This is a genomic window from Bacillus hominis (assembly GCF_030348325.1).
In the GTDB taxonomy this organism is placed as follows: domain Bacteria; phylum Bacillota; class Bacilli; order Bacillales; family Bacillaceae_G; genus Bacillus_A; species Bacillus_A hominis.
Window position 1 is genome coordinate 1,461,775 of the sequence record NZ_JAUCFS010000005.1, and the last position, 14,003, is coordinate 1,475,777.

Below are 14,003 nucleotides of genomic sequence, written 5' to 3' on the forward strand. Positions count from 1 at the left end.
AAATGGAAATAATAGAGATAATATGGGTATAGAACTAGTTAAAATAAAGATAAGTATGGAATGATGAAAGAAGGTGACGGAAATAGAATATCCAGATTATTTAGTTAAACAAGTGAAGGAGCGTAGTGCTACGTACCAATTAGAAGGTTTTTTAAGTGGACAGGGTCCTAGAAATCCGAAATTAATGATTGTTGGAGAAGCACCTGGTGAAACAGAAATTCATAATGGTATCCCGTTTAGCGGGAAAGCTGGAAAACATTTAATGGAGTTTTTAGGACGTATTCACATTACGAGGGAAGAAGTATATATTACGAGTGCGGTTCGGAGTAGACCGTATAAGTGGAGAGAGAAAAGAGAGCGAAGCGGCGAAATAATACAAAAGAAGTACAATAGAACACCGAATCAAGGTGAGATACTTGCCCATGCGCCGTTGTTAGATTATGAATTGGCACATATGGATTCGCCAGTTATCGTGACGCTTGGTAATATTGCGTTAAAGCGTTTAGCCGGAAATAATAAAAAGATTACAGATGTTCACGGACAATTATTAAAGCAGCCGATCCAAAAGCTAAAGAATATACAACAGGCAGAGTTTATATGGACTGAAAAAGAATATAATATATTTCCTACTTTTCATCCGGCTTCAATTTTTTATAATCGCAGTTTATTGGAGCTCATTTATGAGGATTTGGAGAAACTTAAAAGATATGTAATAAAAAACTAGAAAAGCTAAAGAGCTTTTCTAGTTGAATTTAATTATGTAACGGATTTTTATTTTCATCTAATGTAAATCCTTCGCCGACGACATCATGTACATCACTTACAGCAACAAAGGCGTGAGGGTCTACAGAAGTAATGATATTTTTTAATTTCACGATTTCGTTTTTTGCAACAACACAATATAGTACATTTCGTTCAACTTTTGTATAGGATCCAACTGCTTTTAAAAAGGTTGCTCCGCGCTCCATTTCGGATAAAATTTTTGAAGCAATTTCATCGTTTTTATCCGAGATAATAGTAGCTCCTTTTGCTGCATAAGCTCCTTCTTGCATAAAATCAATAACCTTAGCCCCGATAAATACAGCAACTAACGTATACATGCCTTCACGATATGATAAATATGTAAGAATAGAGACAATGATAACGACCGCATCAAACATAAACATCGTTTTTCCCATACTCCAGCCAACATATTTGTGAGCTAGTCTTGCGATAATATCAACACCGCCAGTAGTCCCGCCATATTTAAATATAATTCCAAGTCCTATACCGATAAATGCTCCTGCGAATAAAGCAGCCAGTGTCATATCATTTTGCAAGTTTAAATGTAAGTTGAGTACTTCGTAGCGCTGGAAAATCCATAGGAATAAAGATACGCTAAATGTACCGATTAATGTATATAAAAATGTTGTTCGGCCGAGTAACTTCCAACCAATAAAAAATATAGGGATATTTAAAATTAAGTTTGTATAGGAAGGGTCAAGCGAAAATAGAAAATATAATAATAGCGTAATACCGGTAAATCCACCCTCTGCAAGGTGGTTTTCAATATTGATATTCACAATACCGAAAGAAAAAATAGCGGAACCGATTAAAATGAAAATGATATTTCGAATCTTCAAGTTTGCTTTCATATAGAAATCCCCCTAGTTATGTAATGATTGGAATTGCTCCGCTTAAACGGTAAAACATAATAATAAGTTATTTCTAGTTGCTAGTAAAAATAGAGAATGGTATAAGAGCTTAATTAGTTCAGGCTAATCTTTTGCAAAAATCACGCAAAAGAAAGTTTCACTTTACCCCGCTCAAACGGCTGGTAGGGGGTAAAGCAGAGAAGACAGAGCGAACCAGCCGTAAGAGCCCGATTGGTTCAACTAATCTTTTGCAAAAATCACGCAAAAGAAAGTTTCACTTTACCCCGTCCCAACGGCTGGTAGAGGGAAAAGCAAAGGAGAAAAGGGCGAACCAGCCATAGGGACCCGATTGGTTCAACTAATCTTTTGCAAAAATCAGGCAAAAGAAAGTTTCACTTTATTATAGTCTATCCAAAAAAGAGTCGTAAATAGTGATATGAGAGAATAATATTTGTCAAATCGCGATGAATTGGCTAACATGAAAGAAGAAGGAATAGAGGTGACAAGTATGGAAGCAAAAACGATGAAAGATATGCAGAAGGAAGTAGATGCATATATTGGTCAATTTAAAGAAGGTTATTTTAGTCCGCTTGCAATGATGGCCCGTTTAACTGAAGAAATGGGAGAGCTTGCAAGAGAGGTTAACCATTATTATGGTGAGAAGCCGAAGAAAACGACTGAGAAAGAACGAAGTATTGAAGAAGAGCTTGGAGATGTGTTATTTGTTATGATTTGTATGGCAAATAGTTTAAATATTGATTTAGAAACAGCGCATAACATTGTAATGAATAAATTTAATACACGTGATAAAGATCGCTGGACACGTATTGATGAGGGAGAGAAAGACGCATGAAAGAAATTAAAGTAATTATCGCTGGACCAAGAGGACGTATGGGACATGAAGCAGTCCTTCTAATGGAAAGAACAGCGCATTTCAATTTAGTAGCAGCAATTGATTATAAGCATGGCGGCGAAAAAATTTCTGATTTACCTGGAATGCCAGCGCTAGATGCACCTATTTACGCGGATTTACATACTTGTTTAGATGAAGTAGAAGCAGATGTATTGTTAGATTTAACAACACCAGAAATTGGAAAGAAACATGTGACACTTGCAGTTGAACGAGGACTTCGATCTGTTATTGGTACAACTGGATTTACTGAAGAAGAACTAAAGCAATTAACAGAAAATGCAAAAGAAAAAGAAGTAGGAACAATTATCGCTCCAAACTTTGCAATTGGTGCAGTTCTTATGATGAAATTTTCACAAATGGCAGCGAAGTACTTCCAAGATGTTGAAGTAATTGAATTACACCATGATCAAAAATTAGACGCACCATCAGGTACGGCTGTAAAAACAGTAGAATTAATCCGTCAAAATCGTGTACCAAAAGAGCAAGGACACCCTAATGAAACGGAACAATTAGAAGGAGCACGTGGTGCAAATGTAGATGGTATTCACATTCATAGCGTACGTTTACCAGGGCTTATTGCACACCAAGAAGTAATGTTTGGCGGAGATGGACAAATGTTAACAGTTCGTCACGATTCGTTCAATCGTGCATCATTTATGTCAGGTGTAAAATTATCAATTGAAACAGTAATGAACTTAGATCATCTTGTGTACGGTTTAGAAAACATTATCGACTAAAGGGGAGACAACGGATGAAAATTGCCTTAATCGCACATGACAAAAAGAAAGATGATATGGTTTCGTTCGCATACGCATATAAACCAATTTTTGAAAAACATGAACTTTTTGCAACAGGAACGACAGGACTTCGTATTATGGAGGCAACTGGTTTAGTTGTAACAAGATATCAATCTGGTCCTCTTGGTGGTGATCAAGAAATTGGTGCAATGATTGCAAAAAATGAGATGGATATGGTGATTTTTTTCCGAGATCCACTAACAGCCCAGCCGCATGAACCAGATGTCAATGCGTTACTTCGTTTATGTGATGTATACGCCATCCCACTAGCAACGAATATGGCAAGTGCTGAAATGTTAATGCATGCATTAGAGCGGGGAGATTTAGATTACCGAAAGTTAAGAAAATGAGGGGAACAATTATGAGTGGATTACATATATTAGCGTTTGGTGCTCATGCCGATGATGTGGAAATCGGCATGGCGGGTACCATTGCAAAGTATACGAAGCAAGGATATGAAGTAGGCATTTGCGATTTAACAGAAGCCAACCTTTCTTCAAATGGAACGGTAGAACTGAGAAAAGAAGAAGCAAAGGCTGCAGCTCGTATTATGGGAGTAAAAACGAGAATTAATTTAGCGATGCCAGACCGTGGTTTGTATATGAAAGAAGAGTACATACGTGAAATTGTAAAGATTATTCGTACATATAAACCAACACTAATTTTCGCACCATATTACGAAGATCGTCATCCAGACCATGCTAATTGCGCGAAACTTGTGGAAGAAGCTATCTTTTCAGCGGGAGTTCGTAAATATATGCCTGAACTTCCGCCGCATCGTGTAGAGTCTTTTTATAATTATATGATTAATGGTTTTCATAAACCGAATTTTTGTATAGATATTAGTGAATACCTTTCTAAAAAAGTGGAAGCGCTAGAAGCGTATGAAAGTCAGTTTTCAACAGGGAGTGATGGTGTTAAGACGCCACTAACTGAAGGTTACGTTGAAACAGTAATCGCTCGTGAGAAGATGTTTGGGAAAGAAGTTGGAGTGATGTATGCCGAAGGATTTATGAGTAAGAAACCGGTTTTATTACATGCTGATTTAATAGGGGGATGTAAATGAAATTGAAAATAGGTATTACATGTTATCCTTCTGTAGGTGGTTCTGGTGTTGTTGGAACAGAATTAGGAAAGCAATTGGCGGAACGTGGGCATGAAATTCATTTTATTACATCGGGTTTACCATTCCGATTAAATAAAGTGTATCCAAACATTTATTTTCACGAAGTAGCAGTAAATCAATATTCAGTATTTCAATATCCACCTTACGATTTAGCATTAGCAAGTAAAATGGCCGAAGTTGCTCAAAGAGAAAACCTTGATATTTTACATGTGCATTATGCGATTCCTCATGCTATTTGTGCATATTTAGCAAAACAAATGATTGGGGAGCGTATTAAAATTGTTACAACCTTACACGGAACAGATATTACTGTGTTAGGTTCCGACCCTTCGTTAAATAATTTAATTCGCTTTGGTATTGAACAATCTGATGTAGTTACTGCTGTGTCGCATTCGTTAATTGAAGAAACGCATGAGCTTGTAAAACCAGATAAAGAGATTCAGACAGTATACAATTTTATTGATGAACGAGTATATTTTAAGCGTGATATGTATCAACTAAAGAAAGAATACGGTATACAGGAAAATGAAAAAGTGCTCATTCACATTTCGAATTTCCGAAAAGTTAAGCGAGTACAGGATGTGGTTCATGCATTCGCCAAAATTGTTAAAGAAGTAGATGCAAAGTTGCTTCTTGTTGGGGATGGACCAGAATTCTGTACGATTTTACAGTTAGTGAAAAATTTACATATTGAAGATCGTGTCTTATTCCTAGGAAAGCAAGATAATGTTGCAGAGCTTCTTGCGATGAGTGATCTAATGCTACTTCTATCAGAAAAGGAAAGTTTTGGTCTTGTTTTATTAGAAGCAATGGCATGTGGCGTGCCTTGTATCGGCACAAGGGTTGGAGGTATTCCAGAGGTCATTCAACATGGTGAAACAGGATACTTATGTGAAGTTGGAGATACAGATGGAATAGCTAAGCAAGCAATTCAACTACTAGAAAATGAAGAACTTCACCGTAATATGGGAGAGCGAGCGATGAAATCTGTATATGAGCAGTTTCGTTCGGAAAAAATCGTTTCACAGTATGAGGCGATTTATTATGACATACTAAGGGATGACAAGAATGGAAAGATTTAAAAAAGCTAGTTCAATTATTGAGATATTAAAACAGCACGGACATGAGGCTTACTTCGTTGGTGGAAGTGTACGCGATCTTATTATCGATAGACCGATTGGAGATATCGATATCGCAACATCTGCTTTACCAGAAGAAGTAATGGCTATTTTCCCAAGACATGTTCCGGTTGGTCTTGAGCATGGAACTGTAATTGTTGTAGAAAATGGTGAACCGTATGAGGTAACTACTTTTCGAACAGAAAGCGAATATGAAGATTTTCGGAGACCTAGTAGTGTTCAATTTGTCCGTTCATTAGAAGAGGATTTAAAACGACGTGATTTCACGATGAATGCAATTGCAATGACAGAGGAAGGCGAAATGGTTGATTTATTTGCTGGGCAAGAAGCGATTTGTCTGAAGGAAATTACAACGGTTGGAGATGCTGCAGACCGTTTTCAAGAAGATGCGCTGCGAATGATGCGTGGTATTAGGTTCGTAAGCACGTTAGGTTTCTCTTTGGAAATAAAGACGAAACAAGCAATTGAAACGTATGGGCATTTGCTCGAACATATAGCGATTGAAAGAATTACAGTTGAATTTGAAAAATTGTTGACCGGTACATATTGTGTGAATGGTCTTCAAGAGTTAGTAGAAACGAAGTTATTTTCTCATCTGCCATATTTACAAATGTCAGAAGAAAGACTCTTGAAAGCTACGCAGTATAAATGGGATTCTTTCGAAACAGACGTTGAGGCGTGGGCATTTTTCTTATATTGTATCGGAGAAGAGCATCCATCTGTCTTTTTACGTCAATGGAAGTTCTCGAATAAAAAGATTAAAGATATTGTAGCGGTTTTATTAGCAATTCGTTCTAGAAAGGAGAAGGAGTGGGATACAATCCTTCTTTATAAAACTGGACTTCACATCGCTGAGATGGCGGAAAGAGTATATGAAGCGATAATAGAAAGTTATAATAGTGCGTCTGTTAAGCAAGTACAATCATTATTTCATGCATTGCCGATAAAAAATCGTCAAGAAATGAATGTGACTGGTAATGATTTATTAAGCTGGGCAGATAAAAAGCCAGGTCCGTGGGTTGCCGAAATGCTTCAAAATATTGAAGAAGCAATCGTACAAGGAGATTTAGTTAATAAGAAAGAGAATATAAGGGAGTGGCTACAAAGATGCAATCTACTATAAGAAAGCAGTTATTACAAGTTTTTTCTGAAGCAGATGGTGCATTTGTATCTGGTCAAACACTTAGTGACAAACTCGGTTGTTCGAGAACCGCTGTATGGAAGCATATGGAGGACCTTCGTAATGAAGGATATGAACTAGAAGCTGTACGCCGCTTAGGGTACCGAATTGCTAGTAAACCAGATAAAGTAACTGCTAATGAGATTCAATTAGGATTACAAACAGAGCGTATCGGTAGAACGGTTTATTTTGAAGAATCGGTTGAATCTACTCAGTATATTGCAGCAAGACTTGCTTATGAAGGCGCAGAAGAGGGAACAATTGTCGTTGCAGAAGAACAAATAGCAGGTAGAGGACGTTTAAGTAGAAAATGGTATTCTCCAAAAGGAACAGGAATTTGGATGAGTATTATCTTGCGTCCATCTATTCCAGTTCATCATGCACCACAGCTTACTTTATTAGCAGCTGTTAGCGTAGCTCAAGCAATTGAAAAATGTACTGGTGTAAACGTAGGGATTAAATGGCCAAATGATATTTTAATTCAAGGTAAAAAAGCTGTCGGTATATTAACGGAGATGCAAGCTGATCCAGATAAAATTAATGCTGTTATTATGGGAATTGGCATTAATGCAAATCAGAAACAAGAACATTTTGATGAGGAAATTCAGCAAATTGCAACTTCATTAGCAATTGAATCGGGTAAGCCGATTGTTCGTGCGGAACTTATGCAACAAATTTTCTTGCAACTAGAGAAATTGTATGAAGAGTATTTAAAAAATGGCTTCTCTGTTATTAAAATTCTTTGGGAAAGTTACGCAGTAAGTATCGGAAAAGAAATTACAGCTCGAACGATGAAGGAAACTATTACTGGGCTAGCAAAAGGGATTACGGAGGAGGGTGTATTGTTACTTGAGGATCATCAAGGACAAGTGCACCACATTCATTCTGCTGATATAGAAATTAAGTAAAAGAAGTTCCTATTTTGGAGCTTCTTTTTGTCATGTAGATACTAATAAATTTCACATACCGTAATAGGAATAGAAAATTATTTTTTCGAAAAAATGTAGCAATTCCTTTTCAGAGTTTGCTATAATTAGTTCGAATATGGGCAGTATCAAAGCGAACTGCACCATTATTTTACGCAGTATGAAAAAATAATAATTTGGATTCTGCCTTGATCCAATACCGGACTGGGACAGAGGGATGAATAATGCCGACTAACACACAACCCTTCTGCCCTTTTATGGCCAGAGGGGTTTTTTATATGATTTCGGCCATCTCCTCTCTCCTGCATAAAGGAGGAGTAGTTTTTGAAAACAAAAACAGATTTTTTGAAAATGAAAGAGCAAGGTGAGCCGATTACAATGCTAACGGCGTATGATTATCCATCTGCTAAATTAGCAGAAGAAGCTAAAGTCGATATGATTTTAGTGGGTGATTCTCTAGGAATGGTTGTACTTGGGTATGATTCAACAGTTCCAGTAACAGTAGAGGATATGATTCATCATACGAAAGCTGTACGCCGCGGAGCGAAGGAGACGTTTATTGTAACTGATATGCCATTTATGTCTTATCATGTCTCATTGCAAGATACGATGGTTAATGCACGTCGCATTGTTCAAGAGAGCGGGGCACATGCATTAAAGGTAGAAGGTGCTGGAGAAGTTATATCAACTATTCACTACTTAACGAATGCGGGAATTCCCGTTGTGGCGCATTTAGGTTTAACTCCTCAATCTGTAGGAGTGTTAGGTGGATATAAAGTACAAGGGAAAGATGCTGAAAGTGCAAAAAAATTAATAGAAGATGCAAAGAAATGTGAGGAAGCTGGTGCGATAGCACTTGTGTTAGAGTGTGTGCCAATGCAATTAGCAGAACTTATTTCAGAGCAGTTAACAATTCCTACAATCGGAATTGGAGCAGGAAAAAAAGTAGATGGGCAAGTTCTTGTATACCATGATCTTATCTCGTATGGCGTAAATCGTGTTCCGAAATTTGTGAAGCAATATACGTCTGTTCAAGAGGAGATTGTGCGAGGGATTTCGCAATATGTTACTGAAGTAAAGACAGGGCAATTTCCTGAAGAAAAACATTCATTCACAATGAAAGAGGAAGAATGCTTAGCGTTATACGGAGGAAAACAATAATGAAAATCATAACTACAGTGCAAGAGATGCAGCAAATTACAAACGAACTTCGTACAAGTGGAAACAGTATCGGTTTTGTTCCAACGATGGGGTATTTACACGAAGGGCATGCTACTTTATTGCGTAAGGCAAGGGAAGAAAATGAAATTGTAGTTTTAAGTGTATTTGTAAATCCACTACAATTTGGACCAAATGAAGATTTAGATCGATACCCACGTGATATTGATAGAGATGAAAATGTAGCAAAAGAAAATGGTGTGGATTATTTATTTTATCCGAGTGTAGAAGAGATGTATCCAGCAGAACAAACGACAACAGTAGAAGTTGTGAAGCGTACCGACGTATTATGTGGTAAACAAAGACCTGGTCATTTCGCTGGTGTTGCTACTGTACTAATGAAACTATTTAATATTACATTGCCAACGCGTGCTTATTTCGGTATGAAAGATGCACAGCAAGTAGCTGTAATTGAAGGATTCGTAACAGATTTTAATATTCCAGTTACGATCGTACCAGTTGATATTGTAAGGGAAGAAGATGGATTAGCGAAAAGTTCTCGTAATGTGTATTTATTACAAGAAGAACGTGAAGAGGCTCCTCATTTATACGGCAGTCTATGTCTAGCGAAAGAACGAATTGAGGCAGGCGAACGTAATCCAGAAATCATTATGAATCTTGTGAAAGAGCATATTGAGAAGTATACGAAAGGCACTGTAGATTATGCTGATTTATATGCATATCCTTCATTAAAAGCAATAGATAAAATTGAAGGAAGAATCATTTTAGCGATTGCAGTTAAGTTTGAAAATGTACGATTAATTGACAATATAACATTAATGGGGAAATAAGGGGGAGCATCTATGTTTCGCACAATGATGAGAGCGAAGTTACATCGCGCAACTGTAACAGAAGCAAATTTAAATTATGTAGGTAGTATTACAATTGATGAAGATTTAATGGATGCGGTAAATATTGTAGAAAATGAAAAAGTACAAATTGTAAATAACAACAATGGGGCTCGCTTAGAGACATATGTTATAAAAGGAGAGCGCGGTAGTGGAGTTGTTTGTTTAAATGGTGCAGCTGCAAGGCTTGTACAACCGGGCGATAAAGTTATTATTATTTGCTATGGTTTAGTGGCAGAAGAAAATATTCATAAACAAGAGCCGAAAATTGCAGTATTAGACGATGATAATCAAATTATTGAAATGTTAGGTGCTGAAAAAGCTGGCACGATATTATAAGTAGGATGGCTATCTCTAATTAAGGAGATAGCTTTTTTGTGCATCTTTTCATTAAGATGAGGTAAAACGTGGTATAGTAACATTATATAATTTTTGTGTTTGATAGGTAAGAAATTGAGGTGTTACATATATGAGTAAGCGTTATGTCGTTGTTGATTTAGAGACGACAGGGAACTCCTGGAAGGATGGGAAGGATAAAATCACCCAAATTGCAGCTGTTGTAGTGGAAGATGGAGAGATATTAGAGATTTTTTCATCTTTTATTAATCCGAAGAGAGAGATTCCCCTATTTATTACAGAATTAACTGGGATTGATGAAGATCTTGTAAAACAAGCCCCGTTATTTCGAGATGTAGCCCCGATGATTGTTGAGCTATTACAAGGTGCGGCTTTTGTTGCACATAACGTTCACTTTGATTGGAATTTTTTAAATGAAGAATTAAGGCAGTCTGGATATACAGAAGTACATTGTCCTAAAATCGATACAGTTGAATTGGCGCAAATTCTTTTGCCGACAGCTGATAGTTATAAATTACGTGATTTAGCTAAGCAACATGAACTAGAGCACGATCAACCACATCGTGCGGATAGTGATGCTCTTGCAACAGCGGAGTTGTTTTTACAATTTTTAAGTGAAATTGAAAAGTTACCACTTGTCACATTACAATCGCTTTATGAATTAAGTGATGTTTTCCAAAGTGATATAGCTGATGTACTTTCTGAAAATATTTTAAAGAAAATGATGCATGGTAAAGAAAGGGCAGAAGAGTATGAAGTGTATCGAAATATTGCGCTTCGAAAGCGGAATTATTCTTTAAGCCTCAGTGAAACATGCTCATCTAAATTTGATGCTTTCTTACATAAGACAATGGATAAACTTGAATTGAATATGCCAAAGTTTGAAAAAAGAGAAAGCCAACAGATTATGATGAAGGAAATATATACAGCGCTAAGAGATTCTAGGTTTTCACTGATTGAAGCAGGAACAGGTACGGGGAAGACACTTGCATATTTACTTCCAAGTATTTATTTTGCAAAGAAAAAAGAAGAACCTGTCATTATAAGTACACAAACTGTACAATTGCAACAACAAATACTAGAAAAAGAAATTCCGTTATTACAGAAAATAATGCCATTTTCATTTGAAGTGGCTCTTCTGAAAGGAAGAAAGCATTATCTTTGTCTGCATAAATTTGAATATGCTTTGCAAGAGGAAGAGAAAAATTATGATATGGCGCTCACAAAGGCAAAAATTTTAGTGTGGTTATTGCAAACGGAAACCGGCGATCGTGATGAATTAAATATTCCTGAGGGTGGAAAGTTACTTTGGAACCGTATTTGTAGTGATGCATATAGTCCGGGCGGAATGCAAAGTAACTGGTTTAGTCGTTGTTTTTATCAACGAGCGAAGAATAAAGCATTGTTTGCAGATATTGTTATTACAAATCATGCGTTATTATTTCAAGATTTTTCAAGTGAAGAACCACTGTTTGCTTCATGTGAATATATTATTTTTGATGAAGCTCATCATATCGAGGAAGCGGCGAGTAGAACATTCGGTGAACAGTTCTCATGTATGTATTTTCAATTAGCTTTATCCCGTCTTGGTACGCTAGAAACAGATGATGTGCTTTCTAAAGTATATAAAATGATGAAAAAATCAGAGCAAGCCTCTCGTTCGACTTTCCGTATGGTGAGTCATAGTTTGAAGGAATTGAAATTTGATGCGGATGAACTATTCCAAATGTTACGTGCTTTCATATTTAAACAAACAAAGCAGGAACAAGGGATGAGCAATATGCCGCTCATTTATCGATATAACACGGAAGTAGAGAAAGGTAAGTTGTGGGATAGCATTACCGAGTTAACAAATCGTTTTGTATATGATGTAAGAAAATTAGTGACTACACTTGAGAAGCAAGTTGATATATTGCAAAGTAAATTAGAATGGCAGATGCATGTTGTTACAGGTGAATTTATGCACTTAATTGAATTGTTGAGAACGATGGTACAATCTTTACAATTACTCATTTTAGAAAAAAATTCATACGTGACATGGATGGAGACTGAAACGAAGGGAACGATTCATTCAACAGTTTTATATGCGCAGCCTGTTCATATTGGTGAAAGATTTGCGGATGAATTTTTAACAGAAAAAAAGAGTGTTATTTTCACATCAGCAACGTTAACAGTTAGTGATTCATTCGACTATATAAAAGAGGAGCTAGGTTTGCATGATTTTGCGCCCAATACATTAAAGGTTCCATCACCATTTCGTTTTGAAGAACAAATGAAATTAATGGTTTCAACGGATGTGCCTTTTATTAAGCAAGCAAGTAATGAGGAATATATTGAGTCTGTATCGGCACATATTGCGAAAATAGCGAAAGCTACAAAAGGTAGAATGCTCGTTTTATTTACTTCGTATGAAATGTTAAAAGAAGCGTATACGAATTTGAAGAATGATGATGCATTAGAGGGATATTTATTATTAACGCAAAGTGTGAATAACAAGAGTCGAAGTCGCTTAATCCGTAAATTTCAGGAGTTCGACAAATCGATTTTGTTAGGAACAAGCAGTTTTTGGGAAGGAATAGATATTCCAGGAGATGCTTTGAGTTGTCTTGTTATTGTCCGTCTCCCATTCACACCTCCTCATCAGCCAATGATGGAAGCGAAAGGTGAGTGGCTAAAAAATCAAGGAGAAGACGTATTCGCTAAGTTAGCGCTCCCACAAGCGATATTACGTTTTAAACAAGGGTTTGGTCGTCTTATTAGAACAAATACAGATACGGGGACGGTATTTGTGTTAGATCGTCGCTTGACAAGCTCTTCCTATGGAAAACGATTTTTACAATCAATCCCGACTGTCCCGCTCTATGAAGGACCGTTAGAAGAATTGTTAGAGCAATTAGAGGAACGGCCAAATAAATAAAAATTGGAAGAAAAAATACGCCTGAAGTACATTTAAACTTCAGGCGTAAAAAATGTGGGTAGGAGGAATTTTATTTTTCTTACTTCTTGTATACAAAATGTATTGCTTTTCGACTTGAAACCTTTTTTTGCTGTACATGTCCTGCTATAATAGATGGGTGATGAAGCAGGGGTTGTAAAGAATGTACTCTTATTGTAACCGCATTGCGTTCTTCTATAATTAGAAATTTTTGTGTAACGGAGGAGTTTTTTCATGGATAAGAAAATCGAAGTCCTATCAACGACGCGTATTAAATATTCATCTGACTTGTATAAAATTGTTGATAGCTTGAATCGTACGTTAAAAGAGCAGGACCTCATGTTCGGGTTAGCATTAGACGAAAAAGAGAAAGAAATAGCTGTATTTACGATTTACAGAACGTAGTGATACAATGAAAAAGTGGATCTTTGCAATCATTATCGTTATCGTTGCTAGCGGAATATATGGGGCGTATGTTTATAATAAAGCAATGGGGAAGAAAATTCCAAAAGAGTCGAAATTTGTAGAAATTGCTAAAGAAAAAGCAAAGCTTACAAAGGTGAAATCTGTTGATTATTACAACGGAAAATCTGCATATATAGTCGTGCAAGGTACAGATGAAAAGGGAGAACAACTTATCGTTTGGGTGCCGGAGAAAAAAGGGGATACTGTAGTAAGGAAAAAGAGCGAAGGTATTTCTGAAAAAGAGGCTATACAAAGAACATTAGAACAAGTCGGCAATGAAAGTAAGGAATCAAAAAGTAAGCCGAAAGAAATTATGAAAGTGAAATTAGGCTTTGAAAATGATGTACCACTATGGGAAGTTACATATATTGATGATGACAATCGTTATAGTTATTACTATCTTGAATTTAAAGATGGAAAATTTTTAAGACGATATAGCATTGAAAAATAGATGTAGGGGGAACT

General features: G+C 36.5%; 15 protein-coding genes. 14 read left to right on the plus strand and 1 reads right to left on the minus strand.

Features of this window, described 5'->3' with window-relative positions:
* Nucleotides 1–73: 73 nt before the first annotated feature.
* A complete protein-coding gene (locus QUF93_RS09875) occupies nt 74–724 on the plus strand; it encodes a uracil-DNA glycosylase (RefSeq protein ID WP_289358625.1) in 651 nt (216 codons plus the stop codon).
* A 28-nt stretch (nt 725–752) separates the two neighbouring features.
* On the opposite strand, the gene QUF93_RS09880 is transcribed toward QUF93_RS09875, so the two are convergent.
* On the minus strand, nt 753–1,634 hold the full coding sequence (locus tag QUF93_RS09880) for a YitT family protein (protein WP_002149325.1): 882 nt from the start codon (nt 1,632–1,634) through the stop codon (nt 753–755).
* Nucleotides 1,635–2,142: 508 nt separating this feature from the next.
* Here QUF93_RS09880 and QUF93_RS09885 point away from each other — a divergent pair.
* The 13 genes from QUF93_RS09885 (at nt 2,143) to QUF93_RS09945 (ending at nt 13,989) form a co-directional block, all read left to right on the plus strand.
* Nucleotides 2,143–2,487: a nucleotide pyrophosphohydrolase gene (locus QUF93_RS09885; RefSeq protein ID WP_002117709.1), complete on the plus strand. Its 345-nt coding sequence runs from the start codon at nt 2,143–2,145 to the stop codon at nt 2,485–2,487.
* Entirely contained in the window at nt 2,484–3,284 is an 801-nt protein-coding gene (dapB, locus tag QUF93_RS09890) for a dihydrodipicolinate reductase (protein WP_000658792.1), read from the plus strand. The genes QUF93_RS09885 and dapB overlap by 4 nt, the downstream gene beginning before the upstream one ends.
* A gap of 14 nt (nt 3,285–3,298) precedes the next feature.
* Nucleotides 3,299–3,694 carry a methylglyoxal synthase gene (gene mgsA, locus QUF93_RS09895; RefSeq protein ID WP_000684753.1) on the plus strand — a complete coding sequence of 132 codons (396 nt, stop codon included), beginning with the start codon at nt 3,299–3,301 and terminating at the stop codon, nt 3,692–3,694.
* An 11-nt stretch (nt 3,695–3,705) separates the two neighbouring features.
* Nucleotides 3,706–4,410, plus strand: coding sequence for a bacillithiol biosynthesis deacetylase BshB1 (gene bshB1 / locus QUF93_RS09900; RefSeq protein WP_002117713.1), 705 nt, complete (start codon nt 3,706–3,708; stop codon nt 4,408–4,410).
* Entirely contained in the window at nt 4,407–5,552 is a 1,146-nt protein-coding gene (bshA, locus tag QUF93_RS09905; RefSeq protein WP_289358627.1) for an N-acetyl-alpha-D-glucosaminyl L-malate synthase BshA, read from the plus strand. Before bshB1 ends, bshA begins: the two co-directional genes overlap by 4 nt.
* Nucleotides 5,539–6,732, plus strand: a complete 1,194-nt coding sequence (locus tag QUF93_RS09910) for a CCA tRNA nucleotidyltransferase (RefSeq protein WP_289358629.1) — start codon at nt 5,539–5,541, stop codon at nt 6,730–6,732. Before bshA ends, QUF93_RS09910 begins: the two co-directional genes overlap by 14 nt.
* A complete protein-coding gene (locus QUF93_RS09915) occupies nt 6,717–7,697 on the plus strand; it encodes a biotin--[acetyl-CoA-carboxylase] ligase (RefSeq protein WP_289358630.1) in 981 nt (326 codons plus the stop codon). Before QUF93_RS09910 ends, QUF93_RS09915 begins: the two co-directional genes overlap by 16 nt.
* 342 nt (nt 7,698–8,039) lie before the next feature.
* Nucleotides 8,040–8,876, plus strand: coding sequence for a 3-methyl-2-oxobutanoate hydroxymethyltransferase (gene panB / locus QUF93_RS09920; protein WP_128281616.1), 837 nt, complete (start codon nt 8,040–8,042; stop codon nt 8,874–8,876).
* Nucleotides 8,876–9,724, plus strand: a complete 849-nt coding sequence (gene panC, locus QUF93_RS09925; protein ID WP_289358632.1) for a pantoate--beta-alanine ligase — start codon at nt 8,876–8,878, stop codon at nt 9,722–9,724. Before panB ends, panC begins: the two co-directional genes overlap by 1 nt.
* Before the next feature lie 12 nt (nt 9,725–9,736).
* The gene (gene panD, locus QUF93_RS09930; protein ID WP_000490176.1) at nt 9,737–10,120 is read left to right on the plus strand and encodes an aspartate 1-decarboxylase; all 384 of its coding nucleotides are present in this window, start codon (nt 9,737–9,739) and stop codon (nt 10,118–10,120) included.
* A gap of 130 nt (nt 10,121–10,250) precedes the next feature.
* Complete coding sequence (gene dinG, locus QUF93_RS09935) at nt 10,251–13,055, plus strand: ATP-dependent DNA helicase DinG, 3'-5' exoribonuclease type (RefSeq protein WP_289358634.1); 2,805 nt, start codon at nt 10,251–10,253, stop codon at nt 13,053–13,055.
* 252 nt (nt 13,056–13,307) lie between these two features.
* Complete coding sequence (locus QUF93_RS09940) at nt 13,308–13,478, plus strand: YpmA family protein (protein ID WP_002117730.1); 171 nt, start codon at nt 13,308–13,310, stop codon at nt 13,476–13,478.
* A 7-nt stretch (nt 13,479–13,485) separates the two neighbouring features.
* Complete coding sequence (locus QUF93_RS09945) at nt 13,486–13,989, plus strand: cell wall elongation regulator TseB-like domain-containing protein (protein ID WP_000758740.1); 504 nt, start codon at nt 13,486–13,488, stop codon at nt 13,987–13,989.
* Nucleotides 13,990–14,003: the final 14 nt, after the last annotated feature.

Bases quoted from the DNA above. Each gene is read 5' to 3' on its own strand.
- QUF93_RS09880 (WP_002149325.1), bottom strand. From the start codon at position 1,634: ATGAAAGCAAACTTGAAGATTCGAAATATCATTTTCATTTTAATCGGT.
- QUF93_RS09885 (WP_002117709.1), top strand. From the start codon at position 2,143: ATGGAAGCAAAAACGATGAAAGATATGCAGAAGGAAGTAGATGCATAT.
- dapB (WP_000658792.1), top strand. From the start codon at position 2,484: ATGAAAGAAATTAAAGTAATTATCGCTGGACCAAGAGGACGTATGGGA.
- mgsA (WP_000684753.1), top strand. From the start codon at position 3,299: ATGAAAATTGCCTTAATCGCACATGACAAAAAGAAAGATGATATGGTT.
- bshB1 (WP_002117713.1), top strand. From the start codon at position 3,706: ATGAGTGGATTACATATATTAGCGTTTGGTGCTCATGCCGATGATGTG.
- bshA (WP_289358627.1), top strand. From the start codon at position 4,407: ATGAAATTGAAAATAGGTATTACATGTTATCCTTCTGTAGGTGGTTCT.
- QUF93_RS09910 (WP_289358629.1), top strand. From the start codon at position 5,539: ATGGAAAGATTTAAAAAAGCTAGTTCAATTATTGAGATATTAAAACAG.
- QUF93_RS09915 (WP_289358630.1), top strand. From the start codon at position 6,717: ATGCAATCTACTATAAGAAAGCAGTTATTACAAGTTTTTTCTGAAGCA.
- panC (WP_289358632.1), top strand. From the start codon at position 8,876: ATGAAAATCATAACTACAGTGCAAGAGATGCAGCAAATTACAAACGAA.
- panD (WP_000490176.1), top strand. From the start codon at position 9,737: ATGTTTCGCACAATGATGAGAGCGAAGTTACATCGCGCAACTGTAACA.
- dinG (WP_289358634.1), top strand. From the start codon at position 10,251: ATGAGTAAGCGTTATGTCGTTGTTGATTTAGAGACGACAGGGAACTCC.
- QUF93_RS09940 (WP_002117730.1), top strand. From the start codon at position 13,308: ATGGATAAGAAAATCGAAGTCCTATCAACGACGCGTATTAAATATTCA.
- QUF93_RS09945 (WP_000758740.1), top strand. From the start codon at position 13,486: ATGAAAAAGTGGATCTTTGCAATCATTATCGTTATCGTTGCTAGCGGA.